Annotated in this window: 26 protein-coding genes and 1 riboswitch; of the genes, 12 read left to right on the plus strand and 14 right to left on the minus strand. The window is 72.3% G+C overall.

Annotation, left to right across the window (positions count from 1 at the left end):
- Positions 1-31: 31 nt before the first annotated feature.
- The 8 genes from ACH4KB_RS28285 to ACH4KB_RS28320 all read right to left on the minus strand — a co-directional run bounded on the left by ACH4KB_RS28285 (position 32) and on the right by ACH4KB_RS28320 (position 7,071).
- Positions 32-1,549 (minus strand): alpha/beta hydrolase, encoded by a 1,518-nt coding sequence (locus tag ACH4KB_RS28285; protein WP_398068808.1) that lies wholly within the window; start codon positions 1,547-1,549, stop codon positions 32-34.
- Between the two features lie 262 nt (positions 1,550-1,811).
- On the minus strand, positions 1,812-2,600 hold the full coding sequence (locus tag ACH4KB_RS28290; protein WP_398068680.1) for an urease accessory protein UreD: 789 nt from the start codon (positions 2,598-2,600) through the stop codon (positions 1,812-1,814).
- A complete protein-coding gene (gene ureG / locus ACH4KB_RS28295; protein ID WP_398068681.1) occupies positions 2,597-3,274 on the minus strand; it encodes an urease accessory protein UreG in 678 nt (225 codons plus the stop codon). The genes ACH4KB_RS28290 and ureG overlap by 4 nt, the downstream gene beginning before the upstream one ends.
- Before the next feature lie 21 nt (positions 3,275-3,295).
- On the minus strand, positions 3,296-3,958 hold the full coding sequence (locus ACH4KB_RS28300; RefSeq protein WP_398068682.1) for an urease accessory protein UreF: 663 nt from the start codon (positions 3,956-3,958) through the stop codon (positions 3,296-3,298).
- Between the two features lie 12 nt (positions 3,959-3,970).
- Complete coding sequence (locus ACH4KB_RS28305) at positions 3,971-5,692, minus strand: urease subunit alpha (RefSeq protein ID WP_398068683.1); 1,722 nt, start codon at positions 5,690-5,692, stop codon at positions 3,971-3,973.
- Positions 5,685-5,996, minus strand: a complete 312-nt coding sequence (locus tag ACH4KB_RS28310; protein ID WP_398068684.1) for an urease subunit beta — start codon at positions 5,994-5,996, stop codon at positions 5,685-5,687. The genes ACH4KB_RS28305 and ACH4KB_RS28310 overlap by 8 nt, the downstream gene beginning before the upstream one ends.
- 13 nt (positions 5,997-6,009) lie before the next feature.
- Complete coding sequence (locus tag ACH4KB_RS28315; RefSeq protein WP_398068685.1) at positions 6,010-6,312, minus strand: urease subunit gamma; 303 nt, start codon at positions 6,310-6,312, stop codon at positions 6,010-6,012.
- Between the two features lie 138 nt (positions 6,313-6,450).
- A complete protein-coding gene (locus ACH4KB_RS28320) occupies positions 6,451-7,071 on the minus strand; it encodes a TetR/AcrR family transcriptional regulator (RefSeq protein ID WP_398068686.1) in 621 nt (206 codons plus the stop codon).
- 139 nt (positions 7,072-7,210) lie between these two features.
- Here ACH4KB_RS28320 and ACH4KB_RS28325 point away from each other — a divergent pair, with 139 nt between their 5' ends.
- Positions 7,211-8,194 carry an ABC transporter permease gene (locus tag ACH4KB_RS28325; RefSeq protein WP_398068687.1) on the plus strand — a complete coding sequence of 328 codons (984 nt, stop codon included), beginning with the start codon at positions 7,211-7,213 and terminating at the stop codon, positions 8,192-8,194.
- Positions 8,195-8,278: 84 nt separating this feature from the next.
- On the opposite strand, the gene ACH4KB_RS28330 is transcribed toward ACH4KB_RS28325, so the two are convergent.
- Positions 8,279-8,563 carry a type II toxin-antitoxin system Phd/YefM family antitoxin gene (locus tag ACH4KB_RS28330; RefSeq protein ID WP_398068688.1) on the minus strand — a complete coding sequence of 95 codons (285 nt, stop codon included), beginning with the start codon at positions 8,561-8,563 and terminating at the stop codon, positions 8,279-8,281.
- A gap of 85 nt (positions 8,564-8,648) precedes the next feature.
- Between ACH4KB_RS28330 and ACH4KB_RS28335 the strand changes: the two genes are divergently transcribed.
- The 3 genes from ACH4KB_RS28335 (at position 8,649) to ACH4KB_RS28345 (ending at position 10,610) form a co-directional block, all read left to right on the plus strand.
- Positions 8,649-9,254: an ATP-dependent Clp protease proteolytic subunit gene (locus ACH4KB_RS28335; protein ID WP_097870799.1), complete on the plus strand. Its 606-nt coding sequence runs from the start codon at positions 8,649-8,651 to the stop codon at positions 9,252-9,254.
- 37 nt (positions 9,255-9,291) lie between these two features.
- Entirely contained in the window at positions 9,292-9,597 is a 306-nt protein-coding gene (locus ACH4KB_RS28340) for a hypothetical protein (protein WP_398068689.1), read from the plus strand.
- A 437-nt stretch (positions 9,598-10,034) separates the two neighbouring features.
- Positions 10,035-10,111, plus strand: a riboswitch (cyclic di-AMP (ydaO/yuaA leader).
- Between the two features lie 28 nt (positions 10,112-10,139).
- Complete coding sequence (locus tag ACH4KB_RS28345) at positions 10,140-10,610, plus strand: C40 family peptidase (RefSeq protein WP_398068690.1); 471 nt, start codon at positions 10,140-10,142, stop codon at positions 10,608-10,610.
- A 63-nt stretch (positions 10,611-10,673) separates the two neighbouring features.
- On the opposite strand, the gene ACH4KB_RS28350 is transcribed toward ACH4KB_RS28345, so the two are convergent.
- The gene (locus tag ACH4KB_RS28350) at positions 10,674-11,333 is read right to left on the minus strand and encodes a LysE family translocator (protein WP_398068691.1); all 660 of its coding nucleotides are present in this window, start codon (positions 11,331-11,333) and stop codon (positions 10,674-10,676) included.
- 73 nt (positions 11,334-11,406) lie between these two features.
- Between ACH4KB_RS28350 and ACH4KB_RS28355 the strand changes: the two genes are divergently transcribed.
- Complete coding sequence (locus ACH4KB_RS28355; protein ID WP_398068692.1) at positions 11,407-12,330, plus strand: LysR family transcriptional regulator; 924 nt, start codon at positions 11,407-11,409, stop codon at positions 12,328-12,330.
- An 11-nt stretch (positions 12,331-12,341) separates the two neighbouring features.
- Here ACH4KB_RS28355 and ACH4KB_RS28360 read toward each other — a convergent pair whose 3' ends face one another.
- Positions 12,342-12,773: an ATP-binding protein gene (locus tag ACH4KB_RS28360; protein ID WP_398068693.1), complete on the minus strand. Its 432-nt coding sequence runs from the start codon at positions 12,771-12,773 to the stop codon at positions 12,342-12,344.
- A 236-nt stretch (positions 12,774-13,009) separates the two neighbouring features.
- On the opposite strand from ACH4KB_RS28360, the gene ACH4KB_RS28365 reads away from it, so the two are divergent.
- Complete coding sequence (locus tag ACH4KB_RS28365) at positions 13,010-13,864, plus strand: helix-turn-helix domain-containing protein (RefSeq protein WP_398068694.1); 855 nt, start codon at positions 13,010-13,012, stop codon at positions 13,862-13,864.
- Between the two features lie 8 nt (positions 13,865-13,872).
- The gene (locus ACH4KB_RS28370; RefSeq protein WP_398068695.1) at positions 13,873-14,127 is read left to right on the plus strand and encodes a DUF397 domain-containing protein; all 255 of its coding nucleotides are present in this window, start codon (positions 13,873-13,875) and stop codon (positions 14,125-14,127) included.
- Here the strand turns inward: ACH4KB_RS28370 and ACH4KB_RS28375 are convergent.
- Positions 14,120-15,280: an 8-amino-7-oxononanoate synthase gene (locus ACH4KB_RS28375; protein ID WP_398068696.1), complete on the minus strand. Its 1,161-nt coding sequence runs from the start codon at positions 15,278-15,280 to the stop codon at positions 14,120-14,122. The two genes, ACH4KB_RS28370 and ACH4KB_RS28375, sit on opposite strands and share 8 nt — an antisense overlap.
- Before the next feature lie 229 nt (positions 15,281-15,509).
- Here ACH4KB_RS28375 and bioB point away from each other — a divergent pair, with 229 nt between their 5' ends.
- The 4 genes from bioB to ACH4KB_RS28395 all read left to right on the plus strand — a co-directional run bounded on the left by bioB (position 15,510) and on the right by ACH4KB_RS28395 (position 19,757).
- Positions 15,510-16,793 carry a biotin synthase BioB gene (gene bioB / locus ACH4KB_RS28380; RefSeq protein ID WP_398068697.1) on the plus strand — a complete coding sequence of 428 codons (1,284 nt, stop codon included), beginning with the start codon at positions 15,510-15,512 and terminating at the stop codon, positions 16,791-16,793.
- A complete protein-coding gene (locus ACH4KB_RS28385) occupies positions 16,786-18,129 on the plus strand; it encodes an adenosylmethionine--8-amino-7-oxononanoate transaminase (RefSeq protein ID WP_398068698.1) in 1,344 nt (447 codons plus the stop codon). Before bioB ends, ACH4KB_RS28385 begins: the two co-directional genes overlap by 8 nt.
- 6 nt (positions 18,130-18,135) lie before the next feature.
- The gene (gene bioD, locus ACH4KB_RS28390) at positions 18,136-18,831 is read left to right on the plus strand and encodes a dethiobiotin synthase (RefSeq protein WP_398068699.1); all 696 of its coding nucleotides are present in this window, start codon (positions 18,136-18,138) and stop codon (positions 18,829-18,831) included.
- A 248-nt stretch (positions 18,832-19,079) separates the two neighbouring features.
- Positions 19,080-19,757 (plus strand): class I SAM-dependent methyltransferase, encoded by a 678-nt coding sequence (locus ACH4KB_RS28395; protein WP_398068700.1) that lies wholly within the window; start codon positions 19,080-19,082, stop codon positions 19,755-19,757.
- Positions 19,758-19,856: 99 nt separating this feature from the next.
- Here the strand turns inward: ACH4KB_RS28395 and ACH4KB_RS28400 are convergent, their stop codons facing one another.
- Complete coding sequence (locus ACH4KB_RS28400) at positions 19,857-20,228, minus strand: hypothetical protein (protein ID WP_018957883.1); 372 nt, start codon at positions 20,226-20,228, stop codon at positions 19,857-19,859.
- Complete coding sequence (locus ACH4KB_RS28405) at positions 20,225-20,452, minus strand: hypothetical protein (RefSeq protein WP_010062312.1); 228 nt, start codon at positions 20,450-20,452, stop codon at positions 20,225-20,227. The genes ACH4KB_RS28400 and ACH4KB_RS28405 overlap by 4 nt, the downstream gene beginning before the upstream one ends.
- 129 nt (positions 20,453-20,581) lie before the next feature.
- Here ACH4KB_RS28405 and ACH4KB_RS28410 point away from each other — a divergent pair, with 129 nt between their 5' ends.
- The gene (locus ACH4KB_RS28410; RefSeq protein WP_398068701.1) at positions 20,582-21,016 is read left to right on the plus strand and encodes a GNAT family N-acetyltransferase; all 435 of its coding nucleotides are present in this window, start codon (positions 20,582-20,584) and stop codon (positions 21,014-21,016) included.
- Positions 21,017-21,056: the final 40 nt, after the last annotated feature.

Consider the following 21,056-nt stretch of genomic DNA (forward strand, 5'->3'; position numbering starts at 1 on the left):
GTCCACGGCCGTACGCTCCCTGGGCGATCTGCTACGGCTTCGGTGTGGCGTGCGGGGCGCACGTCACATCGCGCCGGTCGGTCTGCCCGGTGAGGAGGTAGGTGTCCACCCGCTCGTTGACGCAGGGGTTGACCAGTCCGGTGACGCCGTGGGAGCCGGCGTCCTTCTCGGTGATGAGCCGTGAGCCCTTGAACCTCTGGTGCAGCTCGACAGCGCCCTGGTAGGGGGTGGCCGCGTCGCGGGTGGACTGCACGATGAGGACCGGCGGCAGGCCCTTGCGGGTCTTCACGTCCAGCGGGGTCTGCTGCTTGGCCGGCCAGGTGGCGCAGGGCAGGTTCATCCAGGCGTTGGCCCACGTCATGAACGGGTACTTCTCGTGCAGCCGGGTGTTGTCCCGGTCCCAGGTGCGCCAGTCGGTGGGCCACTGGGCGTCGGCGCATTCGACGGCGTTGTAGACGGCGTTGCCGTTCTCGGCGGCGGCGTTGCCCGCGAGGTCGCTCATGTCGGGGGCGGCGGCGTCGACCAGGGCCTGGGTGTCACCGGCCCGGTAGGCGCTCCAGGTCTTGGCGGTGGGGGCCCAGGCGGAGTCGTAGTACGGCGCGCCCTGGAAGAAGCCGATGAGCTCGGCGGGCCCGACGACGCCCCCGATGGGCTCCTTCTTTGCGGTGGCCCGCAGCTCCAGCCAGGCCTTCTCGACCTTCTGCGGGGTGTCGCCGATGCCGTAGACGGAGTCGTGCTCGGCGACCCAGGCCTTCCAGTCGTCCCAGCGCGTCTGGAAGGCGATGTCCTGGTTGAGGTTCGCCCGGTACCAGATGTTCTTCCGGGACGGGTCGACCACACTGTCGACGACCATGCGCCGGACGTGGGTCGGGAAGAGCGTGCCGTAGACGGCGCCCAGGTAGGTGCCGTAGGAGACGCCGAGGAAGTTGAGCTTCTTCTCGCCGAGCGCGGCCCGGATGACGTCCAGGTCACGTGCGGTGTTGGGTGTCGTCATGTGCGGCAGCATCGCGCCGCTGCGCTCGCCGCATCCTTCGGCGTACTCGCGGGCCAGCTTGCGCTGGGCGCGCTTGTCGGCCTCGCTGTCGGGGACCGGGTCGGCCTTGGGGGCCTTGACGAACTCCTGCGGGTCGGCGCAGGAGATGGGGGCCGAGTGGCCGACGCCGCGCGGGTCGAAGCCGACGAAGTCGTACGCCTTCGCGGTCTTCGTCCAGAGCGGGTTCTTCGCGGTGATCCGGGCGGGGAAGCGCAGTCCCGAACCGCCGGGACCGCCCGGGTTGTAGAGCAGTGCGCCCTGGCGCTCGCTCTTCGTGCCGGTGCTGACGTGCCGGTCGACGGCGAGCTTGATCTTCTTGCCGTTCGGCCTGGCGTAGTCGAGCGGCACGGTCACCCAGCCGCACTGGATGGGGGCGGTCAGCCCCCAGTCCTCCGGGCAGTCCTCCCAGTCGATCCCGGCGTTCGCCGCCCGGTGCGCCGCGACGGCTACCCCGCGCGCCTCCGCGTCGCCCCGGCCGTGCCGGCTGCCGTCGGCACTGGCGGCGGGTGCGGCCATCGCCCCCGCTATGAGCGTGCCCGCGACGAGAGCCCCGGCCGAACCGAGCACCTTGATACGTCCCACGTGGAACCTCCCCCTTCATCCGATCCGCCGCCGCCGGCGGCGTGGTCATCGGTACGTCGCGGGGATCCTTTCGCCTGGGGGCACCCGGAGGCCAGGGCGTACACCTGTTTCTTTACCGAACCCATAACCGGTGAAGAAGGTTCGCTGAGCGGACTCCGTCGGCCGGGCCGCCTTAAGCCCGTGTCCTGGTCCTCCTTCAGACCGTGCCGTGGTCCTCCTTCAGACCGTCCAGCAGTTCACGCATCGCCTCGTCCAGGATCCCGCGCAGCAGGCGGGCGTCGGCGGCCACGGCGGTCACCAGCACGGCGGGGCCGGCGAGCGGGGTGAGGGCGGCGGTGGGGCCGAAGAGGCGTGCGGGGAGCGGGGCTTCCTCGAAGGCCGGGTCGGCGAGGAGGAGTTGGCCGACGGCCCGGTGGCCGCCGAGGACGGCCGGGCCGTCCCAGCCGCCGGGGGCGCCGGGCCCGTAGGCCAGTTGCTGGTCCAGGAGCGGGCGGCCCGCGCGGTGGACGGTGAGCCGGGTGGTGAGGGCGCCGGTGGGCTCGGCGTGCCGGCCGAGGATCTGTTCCTCGCGCAGCAACAGGCGGGCGGTGGGGGCGAGTCGGACCCGGGTGGTCTGGTGCAGGTCGCTGCCGCGGGCGGAGACGAGTTGTTCGGGGAGCCAGTGCAGCACGGCCCCCTCCCCCACGGTCAGGTCCACCCCGTACGTGGACGGGCCGGTGTCCGCCCGTGGGCCCGGGAGGGCGACGGTGGCCGCCGCCGCGTCCACGGTGAGGCGCGCCCCGTCCGCGATGTCCGCCTCGATCGCCAGCCGGTCGCCGTTCAGCGGGGCGCTCATCGCGCCGACGACGGTGACCCGGGCGTACGCGGCCCGCGGCGAGCGGGTGCGGCGCAGGGCGAGCGGGCCGTCGCCGACCAGGACGGGCAGGGCGGTCCCGTCCCGCCCGTCGGGCTCGGCCCGGAGCCGGGCCGTCGCGCGGACGCTCACGCGGCCCAGGCGGCGAGCTGTGCCCGCACCCAGTCGGCGACCGGTCCGACGCCTTCGGCCGAGGTCAACGAGGTGAAGGCGACGGGGAGTTCGCCGCGCTGCTTCTTGGCGTCGAGGGCCATCCGCTCCAGGTCGGAGCCGACGTAGGGGGCGAGGTCGGTCTTGTTGACGACGAGGAGGTCTGCGGTGGTGACGCCGGGGCCGCCCTTGCGCGGGATGTCGTCGCCGCCCGCGACGTCGATGACGAAGATCTGCGCGTCGACGAGCCCTTTGGAGAAGGTGGCAGTGAGGTTGTCGCCGCCGGACTCGACGAGGATCAGGTCGAGCGGGCCGACCGCGTCCTCCAGGTCCTCGACGGCTTCGAGGTTGGCGGAGATGTCGTCGCGGATCGCGGTGTGCGGGCAGGCGCCGGTCTCGACGGCCTGGATCCGCTCGGGCGGCAGGACCGCGTTGCGCAGCAGGAAGGCGGCGTCCTCCTGGGTGTAGATGTCGTTGGTGACGACGGCGATGGAGATCCGGTCGCGGAGTTCGCGGCAGAGGGCGGCGACGGTGGCCGTCTTGCCGGAGCCGACGGGGCCGCCGAGGCCGATGCGCAGGGCGCGCCGGGCGCCGTCGGGACGGGTGGCGTCGGCGCTGACGGCGGCGGGTCCGTCGTGGGAGTGGCCGAGGTGCATGGGGGCTCCTGTGGGTGCGGGTTACGAGGCGAAGAGGCGGACCGGCCAGGCGGCGTGGGCCTCGGCGGTGATGTCGAGGAGGGGCGCCGATGCGGCGGGCAGGGCGTCGATGCCCTGCCGGGCGGCCTCGGCGGCCTGTTCGGCGACCCGGTCCAGCTCGGGGGCGAGCCGGGCGAGTACGGCGGTGGCGTGGAAGGGGTCGAGGGAGAGGAGCCGGACGACGGCGGTGGCGGGGCCGCTGACGGTCTCGTACGCGACACAGTGGGCGGCGTCCACGGGGTCCAGACCCGCCGACCGCGCGGTGAGCCCGAGGACGACCGGCTGATGGGCGCCGCGCGGCCGGGCCGCCGCGAGCGCGTCCAGTTCGGGGCTCGGCCAGGTGGCGCGGGCGGCCCGCATCAGCTGCCGGCCCAGTTTGCGCGCGGTGGCGCGCAGGGCGGGCGAGGGCGTACGGGCGTCGGCGGCCTCGTCCAGGGTGAGCGGGTCGAGGCCGTGGGCCGCCGCCGCGGCGAGGGCGGCGGCGGTGAGGCCCGTGGTGTGCAGCCGGCCCCGGCAGAAGTCGGCGAGGGAGTCGGCGTCGAGGACGCGGCCCTCGGCGACGGCTGGTTCGGCGCCGCCGGAGTGGGCGTGTCCGCCGGCAGGGAACCGGCCGTCGGCGAGGACGAGGAGCGCTGCGCGTGACATGGCCGGATCCGCTCAGAAGAGGAAGTAGCGCTGGGCCATGGGCAGTTCCGCCGCCGGTGCGGGTTCGACCGGGTCGCCGTCGATCGTGACGGCGAAGCTGTCGGGGTCGACCTTGACCTGGGGCAGGGCGTCGTTCTCCCGCATGTCCGCCTTCGTGACCCCCCGGGTGCTGGTGATCGGCACGAACCGCTTGTGCAGGGCGATCCGTTCGGGCAGCCCGTCCTCGATCGCGGCGGCGGAGACGAAGTTGAACGAGCCCTGGGCGGCTGCTCGTCCCAGGGCGCCGAACATCGGCCGGGGCAGCACCGGTTGCGGCGTCGGGATGGAGGCGTTGGCGTCGCCCATCTGCGCGTACGCGATCTGACCGCCCTTGATGACCGTCTGGGGCTTCACGCCGAAGAACGCCGGGTCCCAGAGAACGAGGTCGGCGAGCTTGCCGGTCTCCACGGAGCCGATCTCCCGGTCCAGTCCCTGTGCGACGGCCGGGTTGATGGTGTATTTGGCGACATAGCGACGGACCCGGTGGTTGTCGGCCCGCCCGTCCCCGGGCAGGGCTCCGCGCCGCTTCTTCATGACGTGGGCGGTCTGCCAGGTCCGCAGGACCACCTCGCCGATCCGCCCCATGGCCTGGGAGTCCGAGGAGATGATCGAGATGCCGCCGAGGTCGTGCAGGATGTCCTCGGCCGCGATGGTGGAGGGCCGGATCCGGGACTCCGCGAAGGCCAGGTCCTCGGGGACGGCGGGGTTCAGGTGGTGGCAGACCATCAGCATGTCGAGGTGTTCCTCGATCGTGTTGACGGTGTGCGGCCGGGTGGGGTTGGTCGAGCTCGGCAGGACGTAGGGCTCGGAGACCACGCTGATGATGTCGGGCGCGTGCCCGCCCCCGGCCCCCTCGGTGTGGTAGGCGTGGATCGTCCGGCCGGCGATGGCGGCGAGGGTGTCGGCGACGAACCCGGCCTCGTTGAGGGTGTCCGTGTGGATGGCGAGCTGCGCGCCCGTCCGCTCGCAGACCGTGAGGCAGGCGTCGATGACGGCGGGCGTCGCGCCCCAGTCCTCGTGGATCTTGAATCCCAGTGCGCCGCCGCGCAGTTGGGAGTGCATGGCCTCCTGCGACATCGTGTTGCCCTTGCCGAGCAGCCCGATGTTGACCGGGAAGGTCTCCAGCGCCTCGAACATCCGGGCCAGGTGCCAGGGTCCCGGGGTGATGGTGGTGGCCTTGGTGCCCTCGGCGGGGCCGGTGCCGCCGCCGACGAGGGTGGTGATGCCGCTGGAGAGTGCCTGGTCGATAAGGGTGGGTGAGATGAAGTGGACGTGGGCGTCGACCGCTCCGGCCGTGAGCAGCTTCCCGTTGCCCGCGATGATCTCGGTCTCCGGGCCGATCACCAGGTCGGGGTGGACGCCGTCCATGGTGTCCGGGTTGCCGGCCTTGCCGATGCCGGTGATCCGGCCGTCCCGGATGCCGATGTCGGCCTTGACGACTCCCCAGTGGTCGATGACGACGGCCCCGGTGATGACGGTGTCGGGCGCGCCCTCGGCGCGGGTGGTGCGGGCCTGGCCCATCGACTCCCGGATCACCTTGCCGCCGCCGAACACCGCCTCGTCGCCCGCGTGTCCGGGGCCGCCCGAGCGGTCCTCCTCGATCTCGACGAGCAGGTCGGTGTCGGCGAGCCGGATGCGGTCGCCGGTGGTGGGCCCGAACAGATCGGCGTACACGGCTCTGTTGAGGTCAGGCATCGAGGGCACCTCCGGTTTCGCCGCGCAGGCCGGGGACGACGCGGCGGCCGGTGAGGGGGACGAGTTCGACGTCGGCGGGGATGCCGGGTTCGAAGCGGACCGCCGTGCCGGCGGCAATGTTCAGCCGCAACCCGTGGGCGGCGGCGCGGTCGAAGCGCAGTCCGGGGTTGGCCTCGGCGAAGTGGTAGTGGGAGCCGACCTGGACGGGACGGTCGGCGGCGTTGAGGACGGTGAGGCGGGTGACCGTACGCCCCGCGTTGAGGGGGATGTCCCCGTCCCCGTACAGGATCTCTCCGGGAATCATCGGCGCGGCCCCGTCAGACGATCGGGTCGTGGACGGTGACGAGCTTCGTGCCGTCGGGGAAGGTGGCCTCGACCTGGACGTCGTGGAGCATCTCCGGGATGCCTTCCATGACCTCGTCCCGGGTGAGCAACCTGCGCCCGGACGCCATGAGTTCGGCGACCGTGCGACCGTCCCGGGCGCCTTCCAGCAGATGGGCGGTGATCAGGGCGACGGTCTCGGGGTGATTGAGCCGCAGTCCGCGTGCCCGGCGCTTCTCGGCCACGTCGGCGGCCACATGGATGAGCAGACGCTCCTGCTCGTGCGGGGTCAGTTGCACGCTTCCACCTCATCGTCTTCCGTCCGGCTCCGGCTCCGGACGCAGCGGGACCCTACCCCCGTTCAACAACTCGTTGAATGAGGAACGGTGGCCTCGCGACCAGGTATTGCACGTTAGGGCGGAAGTTTTTCCATTGCGTTAACTGATCTTTTGCGGGCTCATGGACATCAGTCCGCGCAACCCGTTCTTCAGCACTTCGGGGCGCACGTCCCCGAAGAGCGCCTCCTGCACGATGAAGCCCTGCGCCGTCGCGATCATCGTGCGCGCCACATCGTCGCCGGGCACGTCGCTCGCCAGGATCCCGGCGGAACGGTAGGCGTCGACGAGTTTCGTCCAGGCGACGCGCATGGCCGCGTAGCCGTCGTCGAGGAGCGCGGCGAGCCGTTCGTCGCGCAGCGTCTCGGACCAGAGCTGGACCACGAGCGCGGCGAAGACGCGGCGCTCCAGCCCGTGCACCTCCCCCGCGAGCACCCCGCCGAGCACCCGGCCGAGCAGGGCGTCCGGGGTGGGCGGCGGCGTCATGCGGGATGCCTCCTCGAAGGCGCCGCGGATGACGGCGAAGGTCTCCTCCGTGATGGCCGCGATGATGTCCTCCTTGCCGGGGAAGTAGCGGTAGACCGCTCCGGCGGACAGACCCACCTCCTTGAGGATGTCCTGCATGGACGTGCCGTGGAATCCGTTGCGGGCGAAGCAGCGCGCCGCACCGTCGAGGATCTGGCGGCGACGGGCGTCGAGGTGTTCCTGGGATACGCGAGCCATGGCATCAATCTAAAACGAACGTTCCTTCTTGACAAACCCGCACGGTGTTGTCGACAGTGGAGACGTAAAACGAACGATCCTTCTCTTAGATGTAGACGCAGACGCAGATGCTCCTCTGCCGCACGAATCGAGGCCCCTCATGTCCACCGCACCCAACCGCCGCGCGGTGGCGGTGATCCTGCTGATCCCCCTGGTGGTGACGCTCGCCCTCTGGGCCTTCGCGTGGCCCGCCGCCCGGATCGCACCGCGCGACCTCCCGGTCGGGGTGGCCGGCCCGGCATCGGCGGCCCAGCAGCTGGAACAGCGCTTCGAGCAGCGCGACGGCGCGTTCGACGTGCACCGCTTCGACGACGAGGCCGCCGCCCGCACCGCGATCGAGGACCGGACCGTATACGGAGCCGTCGTCGTCACCCCGCGGGGACCCCACCTGCTCACCGCCTCGGCGGCGAGCCCTGTCGTCTCCCAGCTGCTGCGCGAGGCCGTGGCGGCGTCCGCCCCCGAGGACGCTCCGGTCCGGGTCACGGATGTGGTCGCCGCGCCACCCTGGGACCCCCGGGGAAGTGTGCTCGGGGCGAGCATGCTGCCGCTGGCCCTGGCGGGCATGGCGGCCGGAGCCGTCGTCACCCTGATGGGACTGCGCGGAGCGCGGGCGGCGCTGACCCTGGTCGCGTCGGCCGCACTGGCGGGCATCGCCGTCACCGCGGTCGCGCACAGCTGGCTCGGCGCGTTCGCGGGCGACTGGTGGACGGAGGCGGGAGCGCTCGCGCTCACTGTACTGGCCATCGGTTCGGCGGTGGCGGGGCTCGCCACCCTGTTCGGGCCGCGCGGCATCGGGCTCGGCGCGCTGCTGATGGTCCTGCTGGGCAACTCCTTCTCCGGCGTCACCAGCGCACCGCAGCTGCTGCCCGAGCCCGTTGGCGCGATCGGCCAGTGGCTTCCGCCGGGCGCGGGGGGTTCCCTGCTCCGCTCGGTCGCCTTCTTCGACGGCAGCGCCGCGGGCGGCGCTGTGCTGACGCTCTCGCTGTGGTCGCTGGCCGGTCTGGCGGCGGTGCTGTTCGTCCGCCGGGCGCCGGCGCCGACCGCACCGGCCGAACCTGTCCGGGAGCCGGCCCTGGCCGGCTGAGCTCCAGGTCCACGTCAACAGGGCCGGGCACCCCTCTTACGGGAGGAGTGCCCGGCTCCGTGCTGTCCCGGGGCAGTCGCCGCCTCAGGCGTCCCGGCCGTCGTGGGGGCGGTGCTCCGCGGCGATGCCGAACCTGCGCCGTTCGCCCTGAGCGGATGGCGCGGAGCCGATCGAGGAGACCGAGCTGATCACCTGCTCCTCGGCAGTCGCTTCATCGGTTTCAAGTCGTTGCAGGTCAGCGGCGGAAACCAGGGCGATGAGCGGCTTGCCGTGCCGCGTCACCACCACGCGTTCACCGCCGTAGACAACGCGGTTGATCAGTTCGGCGAGCTCCGCCCGTGCTTGCGTCACCGGAATCTCGTAGGCCATAGTCCCCATCATAACCTTCTGTACGTCCTGTACATTTTTTACGGACGGACAGACGGATGGTCAGCTCCAGGAGAGAGGCACCGTCATGATCCGCCCCGCCGCCCGCTACGTACTGCCGGAGTTCACCGAGCGCACCGCAACCGGAACCCGGACGCTGGACCCGTACTCCAAGCTGCTGTCCGAGCGGATCGTCTTCCTCGGGAGCCCGATCGACGACATCGCCGCGAGCGATCTCATCGCCCAGTTCATGTATCTGGAGCACGCCGATCCCGACCGGCCCCTGTCGCTCTACATCAACTCCCCCGGCGGCACGTTCCAGGCGATGGCCGCGGTCTACGACACCATGCGTTTTCTGACCTGCGAGGTGGAGACCTTCTGTCTGGGGCAGGCCGGCTCCTACGCGGCGGCCCTGCTGGCGGCCGGGGCGAAGGGACGCCGACATGCGCTGCCCGGCGCGCGGGTAGTCATTCAGCAGCCCGCCATGGAGGAGCCGATGCGGGGCCAGCCGTCCGACCTGGAGATCCACGCGCGCGAACTGGTGCGCACCCGCGAGATGTTCGCGGCCATGCTGGTCCGGGACACGGGCCGGACCGCGGAGCAGATCACCGCGGACATCGAGCGCGACACCATCCTCGACGCCAAGGCCGCCCTCGCCCACGGGCTGGTCGACCACGTCGTGGAGAACCGCTGACTCTCCCGGCCGCCGTACGACGCGAGGTGAAACGCCGATGGAGCCACCCGAGTTCCCGCCCCTGCCCGCACTCACCCGGGCCGAGGGCGAGTTCGTCGACTGCTATCTGGCCGTGCTCGACCAGGTGGGCCGGATCAACCCGGCCCGTGGCAGCGACACCTACAGCGCGCTGCGGGCCGCCCAGGCCCTGGCCTCCCGGGCGGGCGCACTGCGCGACGCCCTGGCCCTGATGCACGAGCGCGGCGAGTCGCGCATCCACGCCGCCACGCTGGCGCGGGCCCTGCGGGTCCTGGACGGGGAGCGCCGGGCGGGCCGGGTCGCGATGGAGCCGCCCGGGAACTGACCGGCCCCGCGCACGGGGAGCGCGCTACGGGAGCGGACCGGTCGGCCCCGGGCACGACACGCCCGGCCCCGGGACCCATTCGTCTCGCTCGTTCGGCGTAGGAGATCACCCGCCCGAGCGACGGCTCAATTTGCGTTCGACGCGCGGTCCGTACTCGAAATGCGCCCTTTCGTCGCTGGTACGAGGGTGTGCGCCCGGCTCGTGGGCGAGCGCGAATCCGACCTGTCCACCCGAATGGATCAGTGGTGAGGAGACTCACAAACCGCTGTTTCAGCTCGGAAATCCGGCACCGGGTGAGTCAAGATCCCTGGGACGACAAGCCCCCGCCACCGCGGCGGGGCGGTCCGGGCGGACGCCGAGTCCTGCCGCCGCCCGGATGACTGGTCGACAGGAGTGGATCGGCAGGAGTGGAGGACCCAAGCACAACGGGCCGCCCGGGAGACCGGGAAGCCCTCGGGGTGAAGCCGCGACAGCGGCCGGGCGACTTCGCCGGCCCGAACCCGACAGGTCATCCTTCACAGGCGGCTGACGAAGGGTTGCGCATGTCTGCGCAGGTTCATGTCCCGTCCCTGTTCGCCCGGGTCGGCACGGCCTCGGTACTCACCCTGGCCGTGACGTCCACGATGCTGGCGCCCGGTCTGGTGAGCGATGCCGAGGCCGCCACCCATTCGACGAAGGCTCTGAAGGTCGCCGCGTCGAAGAAGGGGTCCCCCTACAAGTACGGAGCGGCAGGTCCCCACCGCTTCGACTGTTCGGGGCTGACGGTCTATTCGTTCAAGAAGGCCGGCAAGAAGCTTCCCCGCACGGCACAGCAGCAGTACAACAAGACCCGCCACATCGGGAAGTCGCAGCGCAAACGCGGCGACCTCGTCTTCTTCCATTCGGGGCGCAGCGTCTACCACGTGGGCATCTACGCCGGGGCCGGGAAGATCTGGCACTCCCCCAAATCGGGGGACGTGGTGAGACTGGCCAAAATCTGGTCCAAGAGCGTCTGGTACGGACGGGTCCGCTGACCCACCGGCCGGACGCTCTTTCCGTGCGGGCGGCCCGGCCCGCCCGCGACGTCCTCCGCGCCCTCAGCGCAGCAGGGGGCCGGTGACCAGCGCCAGTCCCAGACCGGTGAGCGCCACACCGCTGCCGCCCTCGATGGCGCGGGCGGTACGTGGGCGGCGCAGCCACCGGCCCAGCCGGTCCACGAGCAGGGCGACGGCCGGGAACCAGATCAGTGCCAGCACGACCACCAGGGCCGCGAGCAGCAGGGTCCTGGGCAGTGGCGGCTGACCGTGGGGCACGAACTGCGGCAGCAGGCTGAGGAAGAGGACCGGGGCCTTCGGGTTGAGCGCGTTGGTCAGGAACCCCTGGCGCAGCGCGCGTCCGAACTCCCCGGTCACGGGCCGCCCCGGCTCGTCCTCCCGCGCACCGGAGGGTGAGCCGGAGCTGTCCTGCGCGGGCCGGCGGCGGATCGCGTACAGCGTGCTGATCCCGAGGTAGAGCACGTACGCGCCGCCGAGCAGCTGGACGGTACGGAAGAGCACCGGCATGGTCACCAGCACCGCGGCCAGTCCGGCGACCGCGAGCGCGGTGTGCACCAGCAGCCCTCCGGCGACGCCGAGCGCGGTGGCCAGGCCCGCGGTGCGCGAGGCCAGGGCGTTGCGTACGACGACGGTGAAGTCGGCGCCGGGCAGCGCGACCATCCCGGCGGCGACCCCGGTGAAGGCGATCAGTTGTGCGTCCATGGGTCCACCTTGGACCGGGGGAGCCTTTAGCGTGTACTTGCAATCTTCTGGGTCTGCCTAAAGGAACGCTTTCATGTACGACCCGACACGGCTCACGGCACTCGTGGCCGTCGCGGAGGCCGGATCGATCACCCGGGCCGCCGCCCGCCTCGGCTACACCGCGCCCGCGCTCTCCCAGCAGCTGGCCAAACTGGAGCGGGAGGCCGGGGCGGCGCTGCTGGTGCGCCACCACCGCGGGGCGCGGCTGACGGCGGCGGGTGAGCTGCTGGCGGGCCGGGCCCGGCGGGTCCTGGACGAGCTGGAGCAGGCGCGGCACGAGCTGGCTCAGCTGGCCGGGCTCTCGGGCGGCAGGCTGCGGGTGGGGACGTTCACGACGGCCGGGATCCATCTGCTGCCGCCGGTCCTGAGCGCGTTCCGGCGGGCCCATCCGGAGGTCGAGCTGGCCGTCGCCGAGTACGAACCGCCGGGCGGCATCGCGGCGGTGGTCGCGGGCGAGGTGGATCTCGCCCTGACCCATGCCTACGAACCGGCGGCGGCCGAGCCCTCGTCGGCGGGCGTTCTCGTCGAACCCCTGCTGGTCGAGGAGCTGGTGCTGGTCGCCTCGGTGGGCCACCGGCTCTCCGAGGGCACCGGGCGGCTGCCGGTCGGTGAGCTGGCGGGGCGGCCGCTGATCAGCAGCGCGCCCACCCACCCGCCCCGGCGCGGGGTCGAGAACGCGCTCGCCGAGGCCGGGGCGACCCCGGCCGTAGTCTGTGAGTCACCCGGCTACGCGCTGGTGTGCGCGCTGGTCAGCGCGGGGCTCGGGGTGGCGGTGGTGCCGGAGATGGTCGCCTCGATGTCCTCGGCCCCGCTGTCGGTCCGGCGGCTGGAGCCCGCCTCGTTCCGCCGGACCATCTCGGTCGTGCACCGGGGCGACCGGTCGACCGCGGCGGCAGCGACGCTGCTCGCGCTGCTACGCAGCGGCTTCGGCCGCGGGAGCACGATTCCCGCGCGATGAGCCTCACCGGGTCAGCCCTGGATCGGGACGACCCAGGGGAGGGCGATCCAGACCGTCTTGCCGCCCTCGGCGGTCGGGGTCACCTGGAGCCGCCCGCCGCGCTCCTTGGCCAGTGCCCGGATGATGACCATGCCCCGGCCGTTGTCCTGCCGTACGGCGGCGGGCAGCCGCTGGGGCCAGCGGGGGTGACTGTCCGTGACGCCGACATACAGCTCCTCGTCGCGTTCGAGGCGCAGGTCCACGGTGAAGGTGGGCGACTGGCCGAACGTGTGCTGCACGGCGTTGGTGGCCAGCTCCGAGATGATCAGCCGGATGGTGTCGGCGAACTCGGTGTCGTCGGGCAGGCCCCATTGGGCCAGGGTCCTGGCGACATGTCTACGGGCCGATGAGACCGAGACCGGATCGGTCGGCAGCGTGACGGTTGCTTCCTGATGGTCTGCCATGGCGACGCCGTCCCTTTCCCGCCCTGGCCGGCCGGCGGCCGGCCAGGATTGTGCTTCGCGCCAGATTGCCATTGATGCAGCTCCCTGTAACGGCGTTCGGCCAAGATATGCATATATCTGTCGCTCGAAGCGGTGAATTCGGGACCCGTACGGTGTGGACGGGCGGCACACTGACCTCTCTGCGGGCCGGCCCCGGTGACGGACCGGCCCTTCCCGACAGCAGAAAGGAGACCGGCATGCTGCACGGCCCCGTCGTCCGCCGCCGCAAGCTCGGTGAGGAGCTGCGGAGTCTGCGCCACGCCTCCGGGCTGACCAGCCGGGACGCGGCGCGGCTGCTCGGCTGGCACCAGTCGAAGGTGAGCCGCATCGAGACGGGCGCGAGCGGGGTGACGCCCGCCGACGTGTCACGGCTGCTGGACGTCTACGCGGTGTGCGACCCCCGGTCGCGCTCCCTGCTCGAAGTCCTCGCGGGGTCGGCGGGCGGCGGCGGTTCGGGCTGGTGGCATGCCTACCGGGGGCTGATCCCGCCGCAGTACCGGGACTTCATCAGCCTGGAGTCGCAGGCCGGCACGGTCCGGACGCTGGAGACCTCGGTGGTGCCGGGGCTGCTCCAGACCGCCGGCTACGCACGTGCCGTGACCCGCGCCTCGCTGGACGGCTTACCCGACGGCCGGCTCGACTCGCTGGTCGAGGTCCGGCTGACCCGCCAGCGGGTGCTGCGCGCGAGTCCGCCGCTTCGCTTCACCGCCGTGCTGGACGAGGCGGTTCTCCACCGCGAGATGGGCGGGCCGGAGGTGATGAGGGACCAGCTGCATCACCTGACCCAGGTTGCCCAACTGCCGCATGTGCAACTGCAGTTGCTGCCCTTCTCGGTCGGCGGTTACGTCGGGCTCACCGGACCTTTCGTTATTTTCTCCTTTCCGAACAATTCTGATCTGGATGTGGTCGTTCTTGACCACTTGACGAGTAGCCTCTATCTGGAGCGGAAAGAAGACCTCGACGCGTACAGCTCGGCCTTCCGTTCCTTGCAGGCACACGCGCTGTCACCAGAACGCTCGCTGGACCTCATCACCGAGATCAGACGCAGCTGAGGGGCCCCATGTCAGACCGTCTCGCACCGTCCGCCGCACCGCCGTCGTCCACCGCGCCGCCCGCCCCGCGGTGGCGGCGCAGCAGCCACTCGACCGGGATGAACAACTGTGTGGAGACCGCCCTGTTGAGCGGCGGCGCACTCCTCGGGGTACGCGACTCCAAGGACGTGCGCCGGGCGCCGCTGTGCTTCTCCGCGGCGGCGTGGAGCACTTTCGTGGACGGACTCGGCCCGCACGGAGCGAATACACGGCGCTTCAACTGACCGGAGCGTCCGCCTGCCGGGGAGCGGTGGCGAGGACCGTGGCCACCGCGGTCGCGATCTGCTCCTCGGTCAGGTCGGCGCGGGCGGTCAGCCGCAGCCGCGAGACGCCGTCCGGTACCGACGGCGGGCGGAAGCAGCCCACCGCCATCCCGGCCGCGCGGCAGTCGGCCGCCCAGCGCACGGCCGCGTCCGCCGAGGGCGCCCGGACGGAGACGACGGCCGCGTCGGGCCGGACCGCCCTCAGCCCGGCCGCGGTGAGCCGGCTGAACAGCGCGGTGGCGACCTCCCGGGCGCGGGTTGCCCGTTCGGGCTCCCGCCGCAGGACCCCGAGGGCGCCTAGCGCGCCGCCGGCCGCCGCCGGGGCGAGTCCGGTGTCGAAGATGAACGTCCGGGCCGTGTTGACCAGGTGGTCGATGACCCGGGCGGGCCCCAGGACCGCTCCGCCCTGGCTGCCCAGGGACTTGGACAGGGTGAGTGTGGCCACGATCCCGTCGCGGCCCGCCAGCCCGGCCGCGGCGAGCGCGCCGCGGCCGCCCTCGCCCAGCACTCCGAGGCCGTGGGCGTCGTCTACCAGCAGGGCGGCGTTCGCGGAACGGCAGACCTCGGCCAGGGCGGGGAGCGGGGCGGCGTCGCCGTCGACGGAGAAGACCGAGTCGGTGACGGCGAGGGCCCGCCCGTCGTGTTCCCGCAGGGACTTCTCGAACGCGTCCGGGTCGGCGTGGGGCACGACGGCGGTCCCGGCGCGGGAGAGCCGGCAGCCATCCACGATCGAGGCGTGGTTGCCCGCGTCGGAGACGATGAGGGAGCCGCGTCCGGTCAGCGCGGTCAGCGCGGCGAGGTTGGCCGCGTACCCGGAGGAGAGCACGAGGGCCGCCTCGAAACCGCAGAACGCGGCGAGTTCCCGTTCCAGCTCGGCGTGCAGGGCGGTGGAGCCGGTGACCAGCCGGGACCCCGTCGCCCCCGCCCCCCAGTGTTGGGCGGCGCCGGCCGCGGCGGAGGTGACCTCCGGGTGCCGGGTGAGGCCGAGGTAGTCGTTGCTCGCGAGGTCCAGCAGGTCCGGCTCGGCGCCGCGCGGACGCAGGGTCCGTACGAGTCCGGCGGCGGCCCTGGTGCGGGCCTCGGCGTCGATCCAGTCGAACGGGGCGAAGGACATGGGGCGGTCCCTTGGGTAGGCGGGCCCTCGGCGGGCGGCTCCGCGCGGACGGTCCGGTCGGACCGGCCCGGTGCGGGAGGCCGGTGCGGACGGTCCCTTTGTAGGCAGCCAACAGACCCTAGCCGGGGGTGCAGCAGGTCAGGGTGTGGCAATACACACACCCTCACCCGGGTCTCCTGTCTGGTTCCTCCTTGGCTGGAGACGGTGCCGTACGTCAGGATCATCTCTCATGGACCTGCTGAACACGCTGGTGGACAAGGGGCTGCGGCGCGAACTGCCGACCCGCGAAGAAGCGCTCGCCGTACTGGCGACCTCCGACGACGAGTTGCTCGACGTGGTGGCTGCCGCCGGGAAGGTGCGCCGTCAGTGGTTCGGGCGGCGCGTCAAGCTCAACTATCTGGTCAACCTCAAATCGGGGCTGTGCCCCGAGGACTGCTCCTACTGCTCGCAGCGGCTCGGTTCGAAGGCCGGGATCCTCAAGTACACCTGGCTGAAGCCGGACGAGGCGTCCAAGGCCGCCGCCGCCGGAGTCGCGGGCGGCGCCAAGCGGGTCTGCCTGGTCGCGAGCGGGCGCGGCCCGACGGACCGGGACGTCGACCGGGTCTCGAAGACCATCGAGGCGATCAAGGAGGAGAACGAGGGCATCGAGGTCTGCGCCTGCCTGGGCCTCCTCTCCGACGGACAGGCCGACCGGCTGCGTTCGGCGGGCGCCGACGCGTACAACCACAACCTGAACACGTCCGAGGAGACGTACGGGGCGATCACCACCACCCACACGTACGCGGACCGGGTGGAGACCGTGCAACAGGCCCAGGCCGCCGGGCTCTCGGCGTGTTCCGGGCTGATCGCCGGGATGGGTGAGAGCGACAAGGACCTGGTGGACGTCGTGTTCGCCCTGCGGGGTCTGGACCCCGACTCGGTGCCGGTGAACTTCCTGATCCCGTTCGAGGGAACGCCTCTCGCCAAGGAGTGGAACCTCACCCCGCAACGCTGCCTGCGCATTCTGGCGATGGTCCGCTTCGTCTGCCCCGACGTCGAGGTCCGGCTCGCGGGGGGCCGTGAGGTGCACCTGCGCTCGATGCAGCCGCTGGCGCTCCACCTGGTCAACTCCATCTTCCTGGGCGACTACCTGACGAGCGAGGGCCAGGCCGGCCAGACCGACCTGGACATGATCGCGGACGCCGGTTTCGAGGTGGAGGGCGCGGGCACCACGACCCTTCCGCGCCACCGGGCCGACGCCCTGAGCGGGGGCTGCGGGACGCGGGACGCCCCGGCGGGGTCCGGCTGCGGATCGCACGAGGACTCCGGAGCCGCCGGCTGCGGTTCCCACGGTGACGGCGGGGGCTGTGGGCCGTGCGGTGGACACGGGGAGCGGGAGCCGGTGTCTGTCGCCGACTCCAACGCCGGGGAGAGCGCCCCGGTGGCGCGTACGGACGCCAAGGGCGCGGCGCGCACGGATCTGGTGGCGGTGCGCCGGCGCGGTGCGGGAACGGATCTCGCGCCCAATGCCTGAGCCGTACGCCCCCGCACTCCCCCTGTCCGCCGCGCCGAAGCCGTACGCCCCCGACGAACTGCGGGCGCTGGACCGGGCGCACGTCTGGCATCCGTACGGTCCGATGCCCGGCCGCCAGGAGCCGCTGATCGTGGAGTCGGCCTCCGGCGTACGGCTCCGGCTCGCCGAACCCGTCGAGGGGCGGCGCGAGTTGGTGGACGGCATGTCGTCCTGGTGGTCGGCGGTGCACGGCTACAACCACCCGGTCCTCAACGAGGCGGCACGCGGCCAGCTGGACCGGATGAGCCATGTGATGTTCGGCGGGCTCACCCATGAGCCCGCCGTCCGGCTGGCGACCCGGCTGGTGGAGATCACCCCCGGGCCGCTCCAGCACGTCTTCCTCGCCGACTCGGGGTCCGTCTCCGTGGAGGTCGCGGTCAAGATGTGCCTCCAGTACTGGCGTTCGGCCGGGCGTCCGGCCAAGCAGCGGCTGCTGACCTGGCGCGGGGGCTATCACGGGGACACCTGGCAGCCGATGTCGGTGTGCGACCCGGAGGGCGGGATGCACGAGCTGTGGTCGGGGTCGCTGCCCCGCCAGGTTTTCGCCGACGCCCCGCCGGACGGTTTCGACGCGGAGCCGGACCCCGCCTACGTGACGCGTCTGCGGGAGCTGATCGCCGAGCACGCCGACGAGCTCGCGGCGGTCATCGTGGAGCCGGTGGTGCAGGGGGCCGGTGGGATGCGGTTCCACTCCCCCGCCTATCTGCGGGTGCTGCGCGAGGCCTGCGACGAGCACGACGTCCTGCTGGTCCTCGACGAGATCGCGACCGGTTTCGGGCGTACGGGCAAGCTGTTCGCCGCCGGGCACGCCGGGATCTCGCCGGATGTCATGTGCGTCGGCAAGGCTCTGACCGGCGGTTATCTCACGATGGCGGCGACGCTGTGCACCACCCGGGTGGCCGAGGGCATCTCCAGCGGCGAGGTGCCGGTGCTGGCGCACGGACCGACGTTCATGGGCAACCCGCTGGCCGCCTCGGTGGCTTCGGCCTCGGTGGACCTGCTGCTCGGGCAGGACTGGGAGGGCGAGGTGGCGCGGATCGGCGCGGGCCTGCGCTCAGGGCTCGCTCCCGCCGCGGACCTCGCCGGGGTGGTGGACGTACGCGTCCTGGGGGCGATCGGGGTCGTCCAGCTCGACCACGAGGTGGACATGGGCGCGGCGACCCGCGCGGCCGTGCGCGAGGGCGTCTGGCTGCGGCCGTTCCGCGATCTCGTCTACACGATGCCGCCGTACGTCACCGAGGACGAGGACGTGGCGCGGATCTGCCGGGCCGTGTGCGCGGCGGCACGGGAGGGCTGAGCCGATATGTCGACGATTCTGGTGGTGTCCGGCACGGGCACGGAGATCGGCAAGACCGTGGTGACCGCCGCGGTGGCGGCCGCCACGCGGGGCCGCCGGGTCGCGGTGCTCAAGCCCGCGCAGACCGGGCTCGCCCCGGGGGAGCCGGGCGACGCGGCCGAGGTCGCGCGCCTGGCGGGGAGCCATGTGACGGCGGTCGAACTGGCCCGCTTTCCGGAGCCGTTGGCTCCGGCCACGGCCGCCCGGCGGGCGGGGCTCGTGGCCGTGCGGCCGTTCGAGGTCGCGGAGGCCGCGGAGAAGCTGGCCACCGAGCACGATCTCGTGCTGGTGGAGGGTGCGGGCGGGCTGCTCGTCCGGTTCGACGACGAGGGCGGCACCCTCGCGGACGCGGCCCGTCTGCTGTCCGCGCCGGTGCTGCTGGTGGCCCCCGCGGGCCTGGGCACGCTGAACGCCACCGCGCTGACGGCCGAGGCGCTGCGGAACCGGGGGCTGAACTGCCGGGGCGTCGTGATCGGCAGCATGCCGGCGGAGCCGGACCTCGCGTCCCGCTGCAACATCGAGGACCTGCCGGTGGCGGCGGGTGCACCGCTGCTCGGCGCGGTACCGGCCGGCGCGGGTTCGCTGTCGGGCGCCGCCTTCGCGGCACGCGCGCCGGGCTGGCTGGCTCCGGAGCTCGGAGGGACCTGGGCGGCGCCACGCTGACGGGCGCGCCGGGGGCGTCCGGACTGCCTTCGGGGATTCCTGTCCTGGCGGTGCTCGATGGTTCCCGCCGGAGTGGTCCTCAAGGATTCCCGTCGGGGCGGTGCTCCATGGTTCCCGCCGGGGCGATCCTCAAGGATTCCCGTCGGGCGGTGCTCGATGATTCCTGCCGGGGCGACCCGGGGGAGAATCGTGGAGGAACGTCACGTCCGCTCCTCACGCGTCACGACCACTCCTCGACGGAGGCCCTCATGCAGCCGCGCAGCAGGAAGGTCCACCGGGACGCCGTGCACCACCCGGTCTTCGCCCGCTTCTACGCACGGGTGAGCGTGACCGCCGACCTGAAGGGCGGCATCGCCGCGTACCGCGAGGAGCTGCTGGCGGGGCTCTCCGGCCGGGTCATCGAGATCGGCGCGGGGAACGGGCTGAACTTCGCCCACTATCCCGGCGCCGTCTCGGAGGTCGTGGCGCTGGAGCCGGAACGCTCGCTGCGGCAGCTCGCCGCCCGCTCCGCCCTGCACGCGGAGGTGCCGGTGGACGTGGTGCCGGGGGCGGCCGAGGCGCTGCCGGTCAAGAGCGAGGCCTTCGACGGGGCGGTGGCGTCCCTGGTCCTGTGCACCGTACGGGATCTGCCCCGGGCGCTCGCCGAGATCAGGCGGGTCCTGCGGCCGGGCGGCGAGCTGCGGTTCTTCGAGCACGGGACGGCGCCGGGCCGGGCGCTGGCCACGGCGCAGCGGGTGGCCGACCGGACCCTGTGGCCGCTGCTCTTCGGCGGCTGCCACACGGCCCGGGACCCGCTGGCAGCGATCGAGGCGGCAGGCTTCGAGATGGGCACGTACCGCAGGCTGCGGATCCCGGAGACGGGCCTCCAGGTGCCCTCCTCCCCCTGTGTGCTGGGCGTGGCCCGCAAGCCGTTCACCGAGGATTGAGCGCTGAGGGTTGAGCGCTGAGGGCTGAGGGCCGGACCGGATCGTGGGGCGTCTCCCCCGGTCTGTCGTGGCGTGTGTCGTGGCGTGTTCCGCCCCGTCTCACACGCTCCACTGCCGCAGCTCGTCGGCGATGGCGCGCACGTCCGCCTTGCCCTGCTTCACCAGCAGCGCCAGATCGCGGACCTGCTCGGGCGAGGTGATGACCTTGAGCCCGGAGGCGACGAGGTAGCCGTAGGCGACGGCCGAGGCGAACATCGCGTTGGAGTGTTCGAGTGCGGGCACGTGCAGGAGCAGTTGCAACAGGGCGGCTGCCCGCGCGTGCGGGTCGCTGTAGACGGCGCTGCCGAAGATCTCCGCGTCATGCCGTGCGACGGCGGCGACGAGCGCACCCCAGTCGACGACCTGCGGGTCTCCGGGCGTCTTGTGCTCGGCGACCATCAGCAACCAGGAAAGGTCGATCCGCAGGTTCAACGGGTTCCTTCGCGCTCCGGGCCGAACTCCTCGGCGAACACCGACTCGTACTGCTTCATGAAGTCGGCCGCGGCCTCGACGAAGGTGTGTCCCACCTCGCCGGCGTCCTGCTGGACGAGTTCCTCTATGTAGCGGTTCACGCTCATCCCCCTCTGGAGCGCGCGCTGCCGCGCGGCCTCGGCGGTGGCCTCGTCCACTCGAACGTTCAGCTGAGTCTTGGGCACCCGACCACGCTAGCGCGGCCGTGCTAGCACCCGCAAGGGGAGCGCGGGGGCGGGGTGCGGGGGGCGGGGTGCGGGGTGCCGCGCCCGGACTGTGGAACGCGATCGACGCCCGTCGCCGCGGATGGTGGGATGGCCGTCATGAACGATCTTTCGATACGGTCCGCGAACCCGGCCGATCTGGACGCGGTCCTCGCCTTCTGGAAGGTGGCCGCCGAGGGCACCAGCATCAGCGACGACGGAGACGGGGTCGCACGCCTGGTGGAACGCGACCCCGACGCCTTGGTACTCGCGGAGCGGGACGGAGCGCTGGTGGGCACGGTCATCGTGGGCTTCGACGGCTGGCGCTGCCATCTCTACCGGCTCGCGGTCCACCCGGACCAGCGGCGCCGGGGCGTCGGCGCCGCCCTGCTGGCGGCGGCCGAGGAACGGTTCGTCGCGCTGGACGGGCGGCGCGCCGACGCCATGGTCCTCGATCGCAACACATCGGCCCACCACGCCTGGCGCGCGGCGGGCTACGAACCGCAGCCGCAGTGGAGCCGCTGGGTGAAGCACCTGACCGGCTGAGCGGTACGGCGGGGTGCTGCTGGGCAGACGCCTACGATGA

Origin of the sequence: Streptomyces sp. NPDC017520, from assembly GCF_044329855.1 — a bacterium.
Classification (GTDB): Bacteria; Actinomycetota; Actinomycetes; order Streptomycetales; family Streptomycetaceae; genus Streptomyces.